The sequence below is a fragment of the Leucobacter sp. UCD-THU genome (genome assembly GCF_000349545.1).
In the GTDB taxonomy this organism is placed as follows: domain Bacteria; phylum Actinomycetota; class Actinomycetes; order Actinomycetales; family Microbacteriaceae; genus Leucobacter; species Leucobacter muris.
In genome coordinates this window covers 185,599-200,780 of the sequence record NZ_KB714603.1, presented here as the reverse complement: position 1 = coordinate 200,780, position 15,182 = coordinate 185,599, and the positions used below count along the sequence as shown (strand labels likewise).

The 15,182-nt window shown below is 70.0% G+C and carries 16 protein-coding genes; 12 read left to right on the top strand and 4 right to left on the bottom strand.

Going from position 1 to position 15,182, the window contains the following annotated elements; genetic code table 11:
• The first annotated feature begins 87 nt into the window (after positions 1 to 87).
• The 7 genes from H490_RS27195 to H490_RS31770 all read left to right on the top strand — a co-directional run bounded on the left by H490_RS27195 (position 88) and on the right by H490_RS31770 (position 7,419).
• Positions 88 to 978 (top strand): alpha/beta fold hydrolase, encoded by an 891-nt coding sequence (locus tag H490_RS27195; RefSeq protein WP_081611665.1) that lies wholly within the window; start codon positions 88 to 90, stop codon positions 976 to 978.
• On the top strand, positions 975 to 1,853 hold the full coding sequence (locus H490_RS27190; RefSeq protein WP_017884659.1) for a TrmH family RNA methyltransferase: 879 nt from the start codon (positions 975 to 977) through the stop codon (positions 1,851 to 1,853). The genes H490_RS27195 and H490_RS27190 overlap by 4 nt, the downstream gene beginning before the upstream one ends.
• On the top strand, positions 1,850 to 2,638 hold the full coding sequence (locus H490_RS27185; RefSeq protein ID WP_017884658.1) for a phosphatase PAP2 family protein: 789 nt from the start codon (positions 1,850 to 1,852) through the stop codon (positions 2,636 to 2,638). The genes H490_RS27190 and H490_RS27185 overlap by 4 nt, the downstream gene beginning before the upstream one ends.
• Positions 2,639 to 3,404: 766 nt before the next feature.
• Positions 3,405 to 4,742: a DUF418 domain-containing protein gene (locus tag H490_RS27180; protein ID WP_017884657.1), complete on the top strand. Its 1,338-nt coding sequence runs from the start codon at positions 3,405 to 3,407 to the stop codon at positions 4,740 to 4,742.
• 52 nt (positions 4,743 to 4,794) lie between these two features.
• Positions 4,795 to 5,403, top strand: coding sequence for a phosphoribosylanthranilate isomerase (locus tag H490_RS27175; RefSeq protein WP_017884656.1), 609 nt, complete (start codon positions 4,795 to 4,797; stop codon positions 5,401 to 5,403).
• Complete coding sequence (locus H490_RS27170) at positions 5,400 to 6,275, top strand: alpha/beta fold hydrolase (RefSeq protein WP_051066207.1); 876 nt, start codon at positions 5,400 to 5,402, stop codon at positions 6,273 to 6,275. Before H490_RS27175 ends, H490_RS27170 begins: the two co-directional genes overlap by 4 nt.
• A gap of 109 nt (positions 6,276 to 6,384) precedes the next feature.
• Entirely contained in the window at positions 6,385 to 7,419 is a 1,035-nt protein-coding gene (locus H490_RS31770; protein WP_017884655.1) for a M23 family metallopeptidase, read from the top strand.
• 83 nt (positions 7,420 to 7,502) lie between these two features.
• On the opposite strand, the gene trpD is transcribed toward H490_RS31770, so the two are convergent.
• A complete protein-coding gene (trpD, locus tag H490_RS27165) occupies positions 7,503 to 8,570 on the bottom strand; it encodes an anthranilate phosphoribosyltransferase (protein WP_017884654.1) in 1,068 nt (355 codons plus the stop codon).
• 229 nt (positions 8,571 to 8,799) lie between these two features.
• On the opposite strand from trpD, the gene H490_RS27160 reads away from it, so the two are divergent.
• From H490_RS27160 to H490_RS27140, 5 genes are all read left to right on the top strand, one after another.
• Positions 8,800 to 9,414, top strand: a complete 615-nt coding sequence (locus tag H490_RS27160; RefSeq protein WP_017884653.1) for a cytochrome c oxidase subunit 3 — start codon at positions 8,800 to 8,802, stop codon at positions 9,412 to 9,414.
• A gap of 21 nt (positions 9,415 to 9,435) precedes the next feature.
• On the top strand, positions 9,436 to 10,245 hold the full coding sequence (locus H490_RS27155; protein WP_017884652.1) for a c-type cytochrome: 810 nt from the start codon (positions 9,436 to 9,438) through the stop codon (positions 10,243 to 10,245).
• A 46-nt stretch (positions 10,246 to 10,291) separates the two neighbouring features.
• A complete protein-coding gene (locus H490_RS27150) occupies positions 10,292 to 11,407 on the top strand; it encodes a ubiquinol-cytochrome c reductase iron-sulfur subunit (protein WP_017884651.1) in 1,116 nt (371 codons plus the stop codon).
• Positions 11,404 to 13,017 (top strand): cytochrome b, encoded by a 1,614-nt coding sequence (locus H490_RS27145; protein WP_017884650.1) that lies wholly within the window; start codon positions 11,404 to 11,406, stop codon positions 13,015 to 13,017. The genes H490_RS27150 and H490_RS27145 overlap by 4 nt, the downstream gene beginning before the upstream one ends.
• A gap of 114 nt (positions 13,018 to 13,131) precedes the next feature.
• Positions 13,132 to 13,746: a class I SAM-dependent methyltransferase gene (locus H490_RS27140; protein WP_017884649.1), complete on the top strand. Its 615-nt coding sequence runs from the start codon at positions 13,132 to 13,134 to the stop codon at positions 13,744 to 13,746.
• A 111-nt stretch (positions 13,747 to 13,857) separates the two neighbouring features.
• Here H490_RS27140 and H490_RS31190 read toward each other — a convergent pair whose 3' ends face one another.
• The 3 genes from H490_RS31190 to H490_RS27125 are packed head-to-tail and all read right to left on the bottom strand — an operon-like array spanning position 13,858 to position 15,168.
• Positions 13,858 to 14,295, bottom strand: coding sequence for a TetR/AcrR family transcriptional regulator (locus H490_RS31190; RefSeq protein WP_081611664.1), 438 nt, complete (start codon positions 14,293 to 14,295; stop codon positions 13,858 to 13,860).
• On the bottom strand, positions 14,292 to 14,735 hold the full coding sequence (locus tag H490_RS27130; protein ID WP_017884647.1) for a GNAT family N-acetyltransferase: 444 nt from the start codon (positions 14,733 to 14,735) through the stop codon (positions 14,292 to 14,294). Before H490_RS27130 ends, H490_RS31190 begins: the two co-directional genes overlap by 4 nt.
• A 10-nt stretch (positions 14,736 to 14,745) precedes the next feature.
• Positions 14,746 to 15,168: a cytochrome c oxidase subunit 4 gene (locus tag H490_RS27125; RefSeq protein ID WP_017884646.1), complete on the bottom strand. Its 423-nt coding sequence runs from the start codon at positions 15,166 to 15,168 to the stop codon at positions 14,746 to 14,748.
• Between the last annotated feature and the right edge of the window lie 14 nt (positions 15,169 to 15,182).

Genomic DNA, 15,182 nt, shown 5'->3' with positions numbered 1-15,182 from the left:
GGATCCTTTCGTTCTCAACGATGCTACCGACCGCCGCCGGAGCCCGCCCGCAGGGCGCTGCCAGGGGTTCGCGGGTACCATTGGGGAGTGACCGTTTCACCCACCCTCCTGCGTGTGCCGGCGCTCGGCATCGACACCCGAGCCTGGCAGTACGGCGACCCCGAGGCCGCCCCGCTGCTGCTCGTGCACGGCTTCCGCGGCGACCACCACGGTCTCGAGGGCGTCGCGCAGGGGATCGTCTCCGCGCTCCCCGGTGTGCGCGCCATCGTGCCCGATCTGCCCGGCTTCGGCGAGAGCCCCGCCATCCCGGGGCGGGAGCACGACATCGAGCTCTACGGCGAGTGGCTGCGCGCGTTCGCCGACGCCGTCGCGCCCGCCGGCCTCGCCGTGCTCGGGCACTCGTTCGGCTCCCTCGTGGTCGCCGCGGCGATCGCCGGGGGCCTCGAGCCGAGCCGGCTGATCCTCGTCAACCCGATCTCGGCGCCGGCCCTCGAGGGGCCGCAGGCCGCGCTCACCCAGCTCGCGATCGGCTACTACCGCGCCGCCGAGCTGCTGCCGCGCCCGGCCGCGCGCCGCCTGCTCGGCAACCCCGTCATCGTGCGCGTGATGAGCGAGGTCATGGCGAAGACCGGCGACCCCGAGCTGCGCTCCTGGATCCACGGCCAGCACGACGCCTACTTCAGCACCTTCTCGGATCCGACCACCCTGCTGCAGGCGTTCCGCGCATCGGTGTCGCACACCGTGCCCGAGTTCGCGCGCGCGTTCACGATGCCGACGCTGCTGATCGCCGGAGAGCGCGACGACATCACCCCGCTGCCGAAGCAGCTTGACCTGCGCCACCGCGTGCCTGGCTCGCGCCTGCGCATCATCCCGGGCACGGGGCACCTCGTGCACTACGAAGCCGTTGACGACGCGGTCGCCTTCGTCTCGGAGTTCCTCGCCGGGGCGCGGGCCGACGAGCGCGAGGCCGCCGCGTGAGGCTCGCTCGCATCGGCGACCTCTCCGCACCGGAGCTCGCCGATTACACCCAGCTGACCGATGTCGCGCTGCGGCGCGTGCGCGAACCGGAGGAGGGGCTCTACCTCGCCGAGTCGCCGAAGGTGATCGAGCGCGCCCTCAACGCCGGCCATCGCCCGCGCTCCGTGCTGCTGCTCGAGGAGTGGCTGCCGCGCGTCGAACCGCTGCTCGCCGACCACCCCGACGTGCCCGTGTACGTGGGGGAGTCGAAGCAGCTCGAGGCGCTCACCGGCTTCCACATGCACCGCGGCGCGCTCGCGTCGATGCACCGCCCCTCGCCGCGCGACCCCGTCGAACTGCTGCGCGCCTCGAAGCGCGTCGTCGTGCTCGAGGACCTCACCGACCACACGAACGTGGGAGCCATCTTCCGCTCGGTCGCGGCCCTCGGGGCCGACGCCGTGCTGCTCTCGCCGGCGTGCGCCGACCCGCTCTACCGCCGCGCCGTGCGCGTCAGCATGGGCGCCGTGCTGCAGGTGCCGTGGGCCCGACTGCCGGAGTGGCCGGTCGCCGGCCCCATGTTCCGCGACGAGGGTTACGAGCTCACGGCGTTCGCCCTGCGCGACGACGCCGAAGATCTCGCCGACTACGCTGGGGAGCTGCCCGAACGTCTGGCGCTGCTGTTCGGCACCGAGGGCGTCGGGCTGTCGCGGCGGGCGCTCGCCTCGGCGGCGCGTTCCGTGGTGATCCCGATGGAGCACGGCGTCGACTCGCTCAACGTCGCGACCGCGGCCGCACTCGCGCTCTGGGCGGTGCGCACCGCGGATCGCGCCGGGGACCTCAGCGCGGGCCGGGGCGGTGCTCCGGATCGCGCCGAGGGCCGGGGGAGCCGCCCGTGATCGGCGGGGGCGGCCGCAGGCGGGCGCTCTGGTTCGCGATCTTCTGGATCGCCGTGGGTGTCGGATCGTACGTGCTCGGCGTGCAGCTCGAGGTGGGGCAGCGCGCCGAGGACAGCGTGCTGGACGCCGCGGAGTTCACCACCAGCCCGCCGCCGCCGTTGAACCTGGTCTCGATCCCGTCGGTGGCGATCGCGCTCGGCGTCGTCGCGGTCGTCGCCCTGCTCGCGCACGGCGTCAAGCGGGCGCTGGTCGTCACCGTGGTACCGGCGCTCGCCATCGTCGCCTCGCAGCTGCTCAAGCAGGTCTGGCTGACACGACCCCAGCTGTTCGACCTCGATGTGCCGAACACGTTCCCGAGCGGCCACATGACGGTGTTCGCCGTGGTGACGGCCGCGCTCGTCTGGGCGGTGCCGACACGGGCGCGGGGCTTCGTCGCGGTGGCGGGTGCCGTGCTGCTCTCGGCGGTGGGGTGGCAGCTGCTCGCGTACGGCTGGCATCGCCCGAGCGACGTGCTGGGCGGGCTCGCGCTCGGCACCACGGCGTTCGCGCTGGCGTGCCTGATCCGGCCGGCGACGTCGCGGGGGAGCATCGTGCTCGGCCGCACGCTCGCGGTGGGCCTTGCGCTGGTCGGGTGGATCATGGTCGCCGCCGCGCTCGTGCTGGCGGCCGTCGCCGCGTGGAACGGCAACGCGGCGACGCTCCTGAGCGCGGGCCAGTTCGGCTGCATCGGCGCGGCGACGCTCGCGTCGCGCACACTGCTGTTGCTCAGCGTGGGCCGCACCTGACATAATCCGCACCCGGGGAGAGAGACGGCGGAGCGGGCGAGCGCGCTTCGAGCCCCGACCGCGCTCCGTGAGTCGGACGAGGCCAGGAGCGGATCGCGTCGCGCACCGGCGAGCTTCGGCCCAGTCCGCATCGTCGAGTTCGTCGACCGGCTTCGACCGATGTTGCCCGACAAAGCGCTCCAGCCGCTGCCGCACAGAGCCGCCGGTGTTCCAGAGGAAACTCCCGCGGGCGCGTTCACCGTCGCGCGTTCGCTCCCGGGCCGCACGCTCCACAGCGAAACGCCTTCGGACGCTCTCACGATTCGCTCACGCCGGCCCGGCTGCTCCACAGTGAGAAGGACCACGGCGCTCCAGCCGGTCGCTCACTCCTGGCCCGCCTGCTCCACAGCGAAACGCCTTCGGACGCTCCCACAGCTCGCTCATTCCCGTCCAGCCCGGTCCACAGCGAAAAGACCTACCGGCGCTTTCACCGCTCGATTATCACGCACGAGGGCGCTCCGCGCCCAGTGCATGATAATCGATATTATGTCAGTTTATAGAGATGACCCGCTCCTCCCTCCCACCGTCCCGCACCGCTCCGTCCGGCGCCCCGACTCCCCGCCGGTCCCTCGAGCGCCGAGGTCGCGTGACATCGTCGGGCTCCGATTGAATCCGAGCCGTTGGGGCTGGCGCCTCGGTCCCGAGCCGACCGCGCCGAATGCGATCTGCATAAAATAGATGACACCCGTGTCGCATACGCGACGTCAGGGTTTGTTCAGGGGGTACCGTGCCGCACACCGATTCCGCGTCGACGAACACTTCGACGAACGCGTCGACGAACGCCGCACCGCCGGCTCCGGCGCGGCGCGCACTCGCCCCGGATCTCGCGCGCGGCTGGATGCTGCTGCTCATCGCGATCGCGAACGTCTCGGCGTATCTGTGGGGGCACGACACTCCCCTGTACACGACCCATCCCCCCGACGGCTCTGCGCTCGATCGGGCGCTCTCGGCCTTGACGATCCTGTTCGTCGACGCGCGCGTCTACCCGATGTTCGCGTTCCTCTTCGGCTACGGCATGGTGCAGTTCGCTCGCTCTCGGGAGACGAGGGGCGTGCCTTTGGCGGCGGTGCGCGGCATGTTCTGGCGCAGGCACTGGTGGCTGCTGGCGTTCGGGTTCGTGCACGCGGCTCTGCTGTTCGCGGGCGACATCCTCGGGGCCTACGGGCTCGCGGGTCTCGCGCTCACGGCGGCGCTGTTCTGGCGCTCGGATCGCGTGCTGAAGTTCGCGACGTGGACGATGTTCGCGCTCATCGCGTTCGGCGCGGTCTCGTTGCTGGGGCTCGGGCTGCTGCTGAACGCGCTCGTGCCCGCCGACTCGCCGGCGTTGATGACCGGGGCCGACTTCGGCAGCACCGCGGACATGCTGAACGGCGTGCAGGGGTACGGCTGGGCGATGCTCGCCCGCATCGGCATGTGGCTCGTGTCGACGCCCGCGACGGTCCTGTCGCTGGTGGTGCCCCTGTGCATCCTGCTGGGCTGGCTCGCCGGCCGCCATCGCTGGCTCGAGGCCGCGGGCGCCCGCATCGGCCTCGGGGCCGTCGCCGGCTGGGGCATTCTCGTCAGCACGGTCGCGGCCGCGCCGACCGCCCTGCTCTACCTCGGCCTGCTGCCCGCGCTGGAGCCCGTCGCCTGGGCGACGATGCTGCTCAACCAGTTGGCGGGCGCCGCGGGAGGCGTCGGCTACGCCGCGCTCTTCGGCGTGATCGGTCTGCGTCTGCAGTATCGCGCCGGCGCGGTGTCGCGGGCCGTGGCCGCGGTGGGCAAGCGCTCGCTGAGCATCTACCTGCTGCAGTCGGTGGTGTTCGCTCCCCTGCTCGCGGCGTGGGGCTTCGGCCTGGGCTCGCGCGTCAACACCGCGGCCGCGTTCGGGATCGCGCTCGGCGCCTGGCTGCTCTCGCTGATCCTCGCCGTGATCCTGGAGCGCCGCGGAGCGCGCGGTCCCGCCGAGGTGCTGCTGCGCCGGCTCACCTACGCGAGGCTCGACGAGCCCGCCGCTCCCCTCCCCGCCGCTCCCCCGGCCCCGTCCGCGGCACGGACCGCGGGCGACACGCCCAGCACCCGCTGAGCCCGCCTCCGGTACGCTGGCGGGAGTTGCACACCTCGGGAAAGACGAAGCGATGTACGTGAAGATCTGCGGTCTGCGCGACACTGCGATGGCCGCCCACTCGATCGCCGCCGGCGCCGACGCCCTGGGGGTCGTCATGAGCCCGCGCAGCCCGCGCCACGCCACGCCTGCGCAGGCCGCCGAGGTCATCGCGGCGGCGCGCGCCTCGGATCGCGAGATCGACGTGGCGCTCGTGGTGAACCGCATGCCCGCACTCGAGGCCGCCGAAACCGCCCGCGATCTGGGGTTCGACGTGCTGCAGCTGCACGGCTCCTACACAGCCGCCGATTTCGCGGCGGCGCGCGAGATCCTGCCGCGCGTCTGGCGGGCGACGTCGCTCGCGCAGCACCCCGGGCTGCGCTCCGGCGAGTTCGGCGAGGAGCGCCTGCTCGTCGACGGCGCCTCCCCCGGCTCGGGTGAAGCCTGGGATCTCTCGCTCATCGACGGCGAGAGGCTCGGCCGCGGCTGGCTGCTCGCGGGTGGCCTCGACCCCGACAACGTCGCCGACGCGATCGCCGCGGCCCGGCCGTCGGGCCTCGACGTCTCGAGCGGTGTCGAGCGCGCGCCCGGCGAGAAGGATCCCGGGTTGATCACCCGGTTCATCGGGGCGGCACGCGCATGAGCCGCCCGCAGACGGGCCCTCGCGCCGCGAGCGCGGATCCCGCACCCCCGGTGTCAGCGGATGCGGCGACCCGCACCGACCCCGATGACGACGCGGCTGACGAGCGCGCTCCGCTCCCCGAGCCCGAACGCGCGAGCTTCGAGCTCGACTCCCGAGAGCTGCACATCTTCCGGTGGCGTCGCCCCGGCGCGCCGCGGGTGCTCCTGATCCACGGCATCGGCATGGGCCACAGCGTCTACGATCGCTTCCTCGCCGAGATCCACACCGAGTGCGAGGCGATCGCCATCGATCTGCCCGGCTTCGCCGACTGCCCCGAACCGGCCGACCCGCTCAGCATGCCCGACACCGCCGACCTGATCGCCGCCGCGCTGCGCGAGCAGCACGCGGGCCCGCTGGTCGCCGTGGGCCACTCGATGGGCGCCCAGGTCGTCGCCGAGCTCGCAGCCCGGCACCCCGACCTCGTGGAGCGGGTCGTGCTGATCGCCCCCTCGGTGAACCCCGCCGAGCGCTCCCTGCTCATGCAGGGCGCGCGCATGATCCAGGATCTCGCCGAGGGCGAGCCTCTCTCGGTGCTCACCCGGGCCACGAAGACCTACCTGCAGGCCGGTCCGATCTGGTTCATGCGCAAGCTGAGGCAGATGCTCGATCACCGCCTCGAGAGCTGTTTGCCCCGCGTTGCGCAGCCCAGCCTCGTGATCAGGGGAACCATGGACCGCGTCTGCCCGCGAGGCTGGGCCGTGCGGATCACGGGGCTGCTCCCCCGCGGCGAGATGCTGCAGATCCGGGATCGCGGGCACGAGGCGCTCATCAGCTCCGGACAGCCCGTCGCCCACCACGTGCTCGACTGGATGGGGATCGCTCGAGAGCGGTAGCACCGTCCCCGAGCCGCACGTTCTGGCATTCCGGCGTCGGACGTTGTAACCTGAGCGTTATCTTTTGCCGCGGCCCCCGGCGCCGCGCCCCCGACTCTCGAAAGCCCGAATGACAGACGCCCCGATTCTCAGCGAGCCCCGCGGCTCGGCCGGCTCCGGCTACCCGTCGCGCAGGTCGCTGAGGGAACAGCAGCGGGCCGACTCGCAGGCCGCGCCGCAGTCGGCAGCTCGAGAGGTCCCGCTCGAGACCCCGCAGACGGCACCTGAGCCGACGCGCGCAGCCGCGGCACCGCAGGCGGCGGCCGATACCGTTGCGTCGGACAGGCCTCGAACGGGGCCCGAGCGTCGGCCGACGCCGAAGACGGCGGTACCGTCGACCGCCACCGGGTCGCTCCGGCTGCCCTTCGTCGAGCACGTGCCCGCAGCCGAACCGGCCCTCGCGAGTGCACCAGCGGCGCCGGTGCCGCTTCGCCGCCGCATCGCCGCCGTGGCCGCGTCCGCGAGCGTCTGCGGTCTCGTGCTCACGGCATCGCTCCCCCTCATCACGCCTACCGACGCCGACTCCTCGGCGGGCGGCGTCGTCGCGGCGCAAGAGCTCTTCTCCGAGGTCTCGCTCGACGAGCTCCCGACGTCGTTCAGCGAGATCAGCGCGTCGGTCTCGGACTCCGAAACCCCCGCCAGCTACACGTTCCGACCGCAGGCGCTCGTCAACTACCCCTTCGTCTCGAACGTCATGCTCACCGACGGGTTCGGCTACCGCACGGCGCCCGTCGAGCAGTTCCACGACGCGCAGGACTTCGCGGCACCCGCCGGCACCCCGATCCAGGTCATCGCCGACGGCGAGGTGCTCGAGGCGGGCTTCGCGAGCGACGGCTGCGGCTTCGGCCTCAAGGTCGAGCACGAGCTCGACGGCAAGAACGTCACCAGCCGCTACTGCCACATGGAGATGGGCTCCCACGCCTACCAGGTCGGCGACACGGTCGCGATGGGCGACCAGGCCGGCACCGTCGGCAACACGGGCATGTCGTTCGGCCCGCACCTGCACCTCGCGATCCGCGTCGACGACGAGCCCGTGGATCCGATGCCGTTCTTCGCGAAGTACACGCGCATGGATCGCGCGGAGACGGCGCCGGCGAGACCCTGACGCCGCTCCGCCCCAGCCCGGCACGCGGCGAGCCTCAGCGGCACTCTCGCGGCATACCGGGAGCGCCCGAGCGGCCGCGCCGCTCAGGCCGCGCCGCCCGCCTCGGAGGTCGCGCGCACCCACTCGTCGAGCTTCTCGGCCGCCCGGCCCGAGTCGATGGTCTCGGCGGCGACCCGCAGCTTCTCGTCGAGGCGCTCGAGCAGGGGGCGCTCGGACGACTCGGGCAGCTTCGCCAGGTCGAAGGCGACGAGGCCCGCCGCCGCGTTGAGCAGCACGATGTCGCGCACCGGCCCCGGCTCCCCCGCCAGCACGCGGTGCACGATCCGCGCGTTCTCATCGGGAGTGCCGCCGAGCAGATCCTCGATCGACGCGCGTGCGATCCCGAGATCGCGCGGATCGATGTCGTGCTCCGTGAGGCCGCCGCGGGTGACCTCCCAGAGCCGGGAGTGCCCCGTCGTGGTGAGCTCGTCGAGCCCGTCGTCGCCTCGGAAGACCAGGGCCGAGGCCCCCCGGATGCGGAACACGCCTGCGATGAGCGGAGCGGCAACCGGATCGGCGACGCCGACGGCGGAGGCCTCGGGGCGCACGGGGTTGCAGAGGGGGCCGAGGAAGTTGAAGACCGTGGGGATGCCGAGGTCGGAGCGCACGGGGGCGACGTGCCGGAACCCCGGCAGGAAGCGGGCGGCGTGCACGAAGGCGATGCCCGCGCGGTCGAAGACCGCGGCGAGCTGATCCGCGTCGAGCGAGAGCCCGATGCCGAGCGCCGTCAGCACGTCGGAGGAGCCCGATTTGCTGCTCGCCGCCTTGTTGCCGTGCTTCACGATGGGAGCGCCCGCGGCCGCCGCGGTGATCGACGCCATGGTCGAGACGTTCACGGTGCCGAAGCGGTCTCCCCCGGTGCCCACGATGTCGAGCGACATCGACGGCAGGGCGATGGGGGCGGCCTCGGCGAGGATAGCGTCGCGGAAGCCCACGATCTCGTCGACGGTCACGCCCTTCGATCGCAGCGCCACCAGGAAGGCGCCCATCTGGGCGCCGCTGGCGTCTCCCGTCATGAAGCGGGACATCGCCCACTCCGCCTGGGAGACGCTGAGATCGTCGCCCTCGAGGAGCGTCGTGAGCACGGTCGGCCAGCTGCGTTCGTCGATCATGGGCCAATCCTATCGAGCCGCCGCGGGGTCCCCATTTCTTCGAGGACGGCGAACGATGGTACCAGAGATTCCAGAGTTCATCTGATGAATGAGGTGGCCCAGAATGGACTTTCGCACCCCTCCAGCACGGTAGGCTGAGCAGGAAACTCGCAGAAAGTTCGGCGCGCCGGGTCCGAGTGAAAACGCACACCAAACTTTCAGCCATAATGGAGGGGTGACAACGACCACTATGAATACCAAGTCAGCCGTGCCCTCGGTGAAGCGACCCAATATCGTCGCCGTCGGCACGATCGTGTGGCTCGGCAGCGAGGTCATGTTCTTCGCGGGCCTCTTCGCCATCTACTTCACGCTGCGCGCGATGAACCCTGAGCTGTGGGCCGAGCAGACCGCGCTGCACAACTTCCCCTTCGCGCTGGTCAACACCTTGATCCTGGTCGCCTCCTCCTTCACCGCCCAGGCGGGCGTGTTCGCCGCCGAGCGCATGCAGCCGCGCGCCACCGGCGCGAGCCCGAAGAAGTGGGGCACGGTCGAGTGGTTCTACCTCACCTTCTTCATGGGCGCCATCTTCGTGTCCGGCCAGGTCTGGGAGTACGCCACGTTCGTCTCCGAGGGCATCACGCTCAGCTCGGATCCCTACGGCTCGGCCTTCTACATGACCACGGGCTTCCACGGCATCCACGTCGCCCTCGGCCTCGTCGCGTTCCTGCTCGTCATCGGACGCATCTACGCCGTCAAGAACTTCACGCACAAGGAGGAGACCACCGCGGTCGTCGTGTCCTACTACTGGCACTTCGTCGACATCGTGTGGATCATCCTCTTCATCGTCATCTACGTCCTCAAGTAGGGGTCAGGAGTAATCGAGAACATGGCTCGCGCCAAGAAAAACGTTCGCAAGTCCGGCCGACGGCACCCGCTTGCCACCGCCGCTCTCGTCGCGGTCGGCCTGCTCGTGACCGGCGCCGCGTACACCGGATTCAGCCAGACCTCCGCCACCGCCGAGATCGACCTCGAGTCCCCCGCCACCATCGAGGCCGGCGAGAAGCTGTTCGGCGCCAACTGCGCCACCTGCCACGGCGCCAACGCGCAGGGCACCGATGACGGCCCGTCGCTCATCGGCGCCGGTGCGGCCTCCGTCAACTTCCAGGTCGGCACCGGCCGCATGCCGCTCGCCTTCCAGGGCCCGCAGGGCATGGTCAAGCCGCAGCAGTTCACCGAGGAGCAGACCCTGCAGATGGCGGCCTATGTGGCCTCCCTCGCCCCCGGGCCCGCGCTCCCCGAGAGCCGCTACATCCAGGCCGACAGCGACGACGAGGGCATCGCCCGCGGCGGTCAACTGTTCCGCATCAACTGCGCGATGTGCCACAACGTCGCCGCAGCCGGCGGTGCGCTCACCCAGGGCAAGTTCGCCCCGAAGCTGACGGGCGTCCCGGCCACCCACATCTACGAGGCCATGGTCACCGGCCCCCAGAACATGCCCGTCTTCAGCGACGCGAACATCACGCCGCAGGAGAAGGCCGACATCATCTCGTACCTCAAGTACATCGAGAACGAGCCCGCCGTCGGCGGTCTGACCCTCGGGTCGATCGGTCCCGTGGCCGAGGGCCTCTTCATCTGGGTGATCGGTCTCGGCGCCATCGTCGGCCTCACCGTCTGGGTCACCGCGAAGTCGAACTGATCCGACGGCGCACACAGAGTTCATGAGTCAGGAGTCAAGGAGCAACATGGCAGAGGAAGCGAAGAACAACGGCGGCAGTGACGCCGTTGTCGCAGCCCAGGGCCACAGCTCGGTCGAAGCTGCGGCAGGCACCGCGGTCGTCGTGGCCGACGCTGTGCAGAATCCGGGCCTTCCCCCGCACCGGAAGCGCGTCACGGATCTCGATCCGAAGCGGGAGAAGCGCGCCGAGCGCATCGTCTACACGCTCTTCTACATCTCGATCGCGGGCAGCCTCGGCGCCGTCCTCGCCTACATGTTCTTCCCGATCGAAACGGGCGACATGATGGCGATCCGGCTGCACACCATGTTCGTCGGTCTCGGCATGGCGCTCGCGCTGCTCGCCATCGGCGTCGGCGCCGTGCACTGGGGCAAGGCCCTCATGGCCGACCACGAGTCGATCGACGAGCGCCACCCCGTGCCGAGCGACACGCCCACGCGCGAGGCCTCGGCCGAGGTCTTCAAGCTCGCCGACGAGGAGTCGGGCTTCTCGCGCCGCTCGCTCGTGCGCAACAGCCTCATCGGCGCGCTCATCGCGTTCCCCCTCCCCGGCATCACGCTCCTCCGCAGCCTCGCTCCGCAGGACCGCGACCCCGTGCAGCTGCTCAAGCACACCATGTGGGACAAGGGCGTGCGCCTGGCCCGCGACCCCTCCGGCGTTCCGATCAAGGCCAGCGAGGTCACCATCGGCTCCGCGTTCCACGTGATCCCCGAGACGCTGAACCACGACGACTTCCACAACCTCAGCCTCGACGAGCGCGGCGGCAGCGAGACGCTGCTCGACGCCAAGGCGAAGGCCATCGTGCTGCTGATGCGTCTCGACCAGGCCGAGCTCAAGGAGCTCCCCGAGCGCGAGAACTGGTCGTACGACGGAATCGTCGCCTACTCGAAGGTCTGCACGCACGTGGGCTGCCCCGTGGCGCTCTACGAGCAGCACACCCACCACCTGCTCTGCCCCTGCCACCAGTCGCAGTTCGACGTCTCGGAGCACGCGAAGGTCGTCTTCGGTCCGGCCAAGCGCCCGCTGCCCCAGCTGCCCATCACCGTCGACGACGAGGGCTACCTCATCGCGCAGAGCGATTTCCATGAACCTGTCGGCCCGAGCTTCTGGGAGCGCCTCAAGTGAGCAGCACCGTAACTGAATCCCCCGCGCAGAGCGGTTCGAGCCGCTTCACCGCCGCCGCAGCGAACTACATCGACGAGCGCACCAAGATCGGCGTCGCCGTCAAGGAGTTCGGCCGCAAGGTCTTCCCCGACCACTGGTCGTTCCTGCTCGGCGAGGTCGCCCTCTACAGCTTCATCGTGATCCTGCTGTCGGGCACCTTCCTCACGCTGTTCTTCCAGGCCTCCATGGCCGAGGTGCACTACACCGGTCCCTACGTGCCCATGAAGGGCCTCGAAATGTCGGTCGCCATGGCGTCGACGCTCGACATCTCCTTCTCGGTGCGCGGCGGCCTGCTCATGCGTCACGTGCACCACTGGGCCGCGCTGCTGTTCGTCGCCTCGATCGGCCTGCACATGCTCCGCATCTTCTTCACGGGTGCGTTCCGCAAGCCGCGCGAGCTCAACTGGCTCATCGGCTTCGTGCTCTTCGTGCTCGCGATGGCCGAGGGCTTCACCGGCTACTCGCTCCCCGATGACGTGCTCTCCGGCAACGGTCTCCGCATCATCGACGGCATCATCAAGGCGATCCCGGTGATCGGCACCTACCTCTCGTACTTCTTCTTCGGAGGCGAGTTCCCCGGTACCGACATCATCGGCCGCCTGTACATGCTGCACATCATGGTGCTGCCGGCGCTCGTGATCCTCTTCGTGGCCCTGCACCTCGCCTTCGTGGTCATCCACAAGCACACCCAGTACCCCGGCCCGGGCAAGACCCAGCAGAACGTGGTCGGCTACCCCGTGCTCCCCGTGTACGCGGCGAAGGCCGGTGGCTTCTTCTTCATCGTGTTCGGCATGATCGTGCTGATCGCCTCGTTCGTGGGCATCAACCCGATCTGGAACTACGGCGCCTACGACCCCTCGCCGGTCTCGGCCGGTACCCAGCCCGACTGGTACATCGGCTTCGCCGACGGCATGCTGCGCCTCGTGCCGCCCGGGCTCGAAACCGAGTGGTTCGGCTTCACCTGGTCGTGGAACATGCTGCTGCCCCTCATCGTCATCGGCATCTTCCTGGTGCTCGTGGCCATCTACCCGTTCGTCGAGGCGTGGGTGACCGGTGACAAGCGCGAGCACCACATCCTCGATCGCCCGCGCAACGCCCCCACCCGCACCGCCATCGGCGCCGCCGGTGTCGTGTTCTACGCGGTCATGTGGGCCGGCGCGAGCTCGGACCTCATGGCGACGCACTTCCAGCTCTCGATGGAGGGTGTGATCCACGCGCTCCAGGCCCTGCTGATCCTCGGCCCGATCTTCACTTACTTCGTGACGAAGCGCATCTGCCTCGGTCTGCAGAAGAAGGATCGCGCGATCGCCCTGCACGGCTACGAGTCGGGTCGCATCGTGCGCCTGCCCGGTGGCGAGTACATCGAGGTGCACAAGCCGCTCGACGAGTACGAGCGCTGGGAGCTGGTCAGCTACCACGACTACGCACCCCTCATGCTGCGTCCCAACGACGACGGCCGCATTCCGTTCTCGAAGCGCCTGCGCGCAGGATTCAGCCGCTGGTTCTTCGAAGATCGCATCGTCCCGCCCTCCCAGGGCGAGATCGAGAAGGGCCACCACGAGGGTCACTGATCCTCTCCCCGCGCGTGAGGCCCCGCAGGTTCGTTCCTGCGGGGCCTCACGCGTTTCCGCACCGCGGCGCGCTCATTCCCCTGCGCCGCCACGACGCGCTGCTAGCCTCGGTGCGTGAGCGACCCGCATGCCTTCGAGAACCCGGTCAGCGCCGCATACGGCGCGCGAGCGGCCGAGTACACGCAGCTGCTCGGATCGGTCGACGACATGCATCCCCTCGACCGCTCCCGCATCACCGAGTGGGCCATGAGCGTGGACGGGCGGCTGCTGGATCTCGGGTGCGGCCCGGGGCACTGGACCGCACATCTCGCTCTCCACGGCGTCGACGCGCACGGTATCGATCTGACTCCGGAGTTCGTGCGCGTCGCACAGCAGCGCTTCCCGGAACTCGCGTTCGCGTTGGGCGACGCTCGCTCGCTCGAGGCCCGGGACGGATCGCTCGGCGGCGTGCTGGCCTGGTACTCGCTGATCCACGCCGAGCCTCGGGATCTCGACGCGCAGCTTCGCGAGATCGCTCGGGTGCTCTCCCCCGGTGGCCGGTTGCTCGTCGGCTTCTTCGACGGTCCGGCGGATGAGCCGTTCGAGCACGCAGTGACGACGGCGTTCACCCACTCTCCGGATCAGTTCCGCGAGATGCTCGAAGCTGCGGGATTCGAGGTGATCGACGTCGAACGCCGACAGAGCCCTCCGGCCCGCCCTCACGCGTCGGTCTCCGCGATCAGAGTCTAGGCGGTGAAGGTCGCGCCTCTGCGGAACTCGGAGTGGAGCGACGCGCGCGGGCGATGCAAGCGAGTGACGCGAGCCTGACCGACGCCGCTCTGCGGAGCTTAGGGGCGGGGCTCAGGCACGGGCTCCGGGCCGCGGATCGGGCTGCACCTCGAGAAGAGCCCGGGCCCCCGCGGCGAGCAGGGAGTCGAAACGCGACTCCCCCAGCGACGCGCTGAGCTCGAGCAACGGCCCTCGCATCGACCTCTGCAGCCCGGGTGCCGCCGAGGAGGCCACCGACTGGTAGAGGAAGCGCAGGAGGCTCTCTGACGGCCGTTCGGAGGGGTATGCCGTCAGCTGCTCGCCGAGCCGCTCGAAGCACGCCAGGAAGAGCTGCTGCTTCGTCTCGAAGTTGGCGTAGACGTGGGGCTGCGGCACGTCGGCGCGTGCGGCGATGGAACTCGTGGAGGCGCCGTGATAGCCGAAGAGGCCGAACTCCACGAGTCCGGCCTCCAGCAGGCGCTCCCGGTTCTCACCGGGACGTCGCCGAGTGCGACGATGCGTGGTGCTCACCCCAGGTCGAGGACCTTGCGGTAGTGCTCACCGACGGGCTCGAAGCCCCGGTGGTTGTAGAACGAGCCGATGCGAGCGGTGGACGCCGAGAGCTGGCGCACCCCGCGGCCCATGCAGTAGTGCTCGTTGGCCTGCATCAGCCGATCGCCCACGCCGTGGCCCCGCGAGGCCTCGTCGACGACGATCTCCTGTAGGTGGGCGGTGAGGCCGGGCGCGTGCAGCAGACGCGAGACCGTCATCAGCGAGTAGCCGACCAGTCGATCGTCGAGCTCCGCGACGAAGAGCACGTTGGTCTCCTGGTCGCGGTGCCGCAGCACGTTGTCGAACGCGATGAGGAACTCGTCGCGGCCGATGGGCTCGCGCCCCGTGGTGAACTGGCGGGCGAGAGCGAGGACGTCAGCGCCGTCCTCGCTGCGCCCGCGGCGGATGATGATGCTCAAGCGAAGGCCTCTATCGTGCGAAGTTGCCGCGGTAGTACTCGTACACCCAGCCGACGATGCCGACGATGACGAGCGGCAGGGTCAGGAACGAGAGCCAGAAGTTGAAGCCCACGCACAGGCCCAGCACCACCATCGAGGCGCCGAAGGCGAGGAACAGCGGCCACCAGCTCCAGGGGCTGAACTCGCCGAGCTCGGGATCCCCGTCGTCGATGTCGGCGTCGAGGCGGTCCTCATGCAGCACGCCGCCCTGCTTCTTCTTCACGAGCCCCAGGTAGAAGGCGATGAAGCCGGTGAGACCGCCCGAGAGCAGGATCGCCGTGGAGCCGGCCCACTCGGGGTAGCCGTGCACGGACATGTTCCAGATCGTGTAGACGGAGGCCAGCAGCACGAAGTACGCGGTGAGGATCCAGAAGATGACGATGTTGGATTTCATTGCTTCAGTATCTC

Bases quoted from the DNA above. Each gene is read 5' to 3' on its own strand.
- H490_RS27175 (WP_017884656.1), top strand. From the start codon at position 4,795: ATGTACGTGAAGATCTGCGGTCTGCGCGACACTGCGATGGCCGCCCAC.
- H490_RS27170 (WP_051066207.1), top strand. From the start codon at position 5,400: ATGAGCCGCCCGCAGACGGGCCCTCGCGCCGCGAGCGCGGATCCCGCA.
- H490_RS31770 (WP_017884655.1), top strand. From the start codon at position 6,385: ATGACAGACGCCCCGATTCTCAGCGAGCCCCGCGGCTCGGCCGGCTCC.
- trpD (WP_017884654.1), bottom strand. From the start codon at position 8,570: ATGATCGACGAACGCAGCTGGCCGACCGTGCTCACGACGCTCCTCGAG.
- H490_RS27160 (WP_017884653.1), top strand. From the start codon at position 8,800: ATGAATACCAAGTCAGCCGTGCCCTCGGTGAAGCGACCCAATATCGTC.
- H490_RS27155 (WP_017884652.1), top strand. From the start codon at position 9,436: ATGGCTCGCGCCAAGAAAAACGTTCGCAAGTCCGGCCGACGGCACCCG.
- H490_RS27150 (WP_017884651.1), top strand. From the start codon at position 10,292: ATGGCAGAGGAAGCGAAGAACAACGGCGGCAGTGACGCCGTTGTCGCA.
- H490_RS27125 (WP_017884646.1), bottom strand. From the start codon at position 15,168: ATGAAATCCAACATCGTCATCTTCTGGATCCTCACCGCGTACTTCGTG.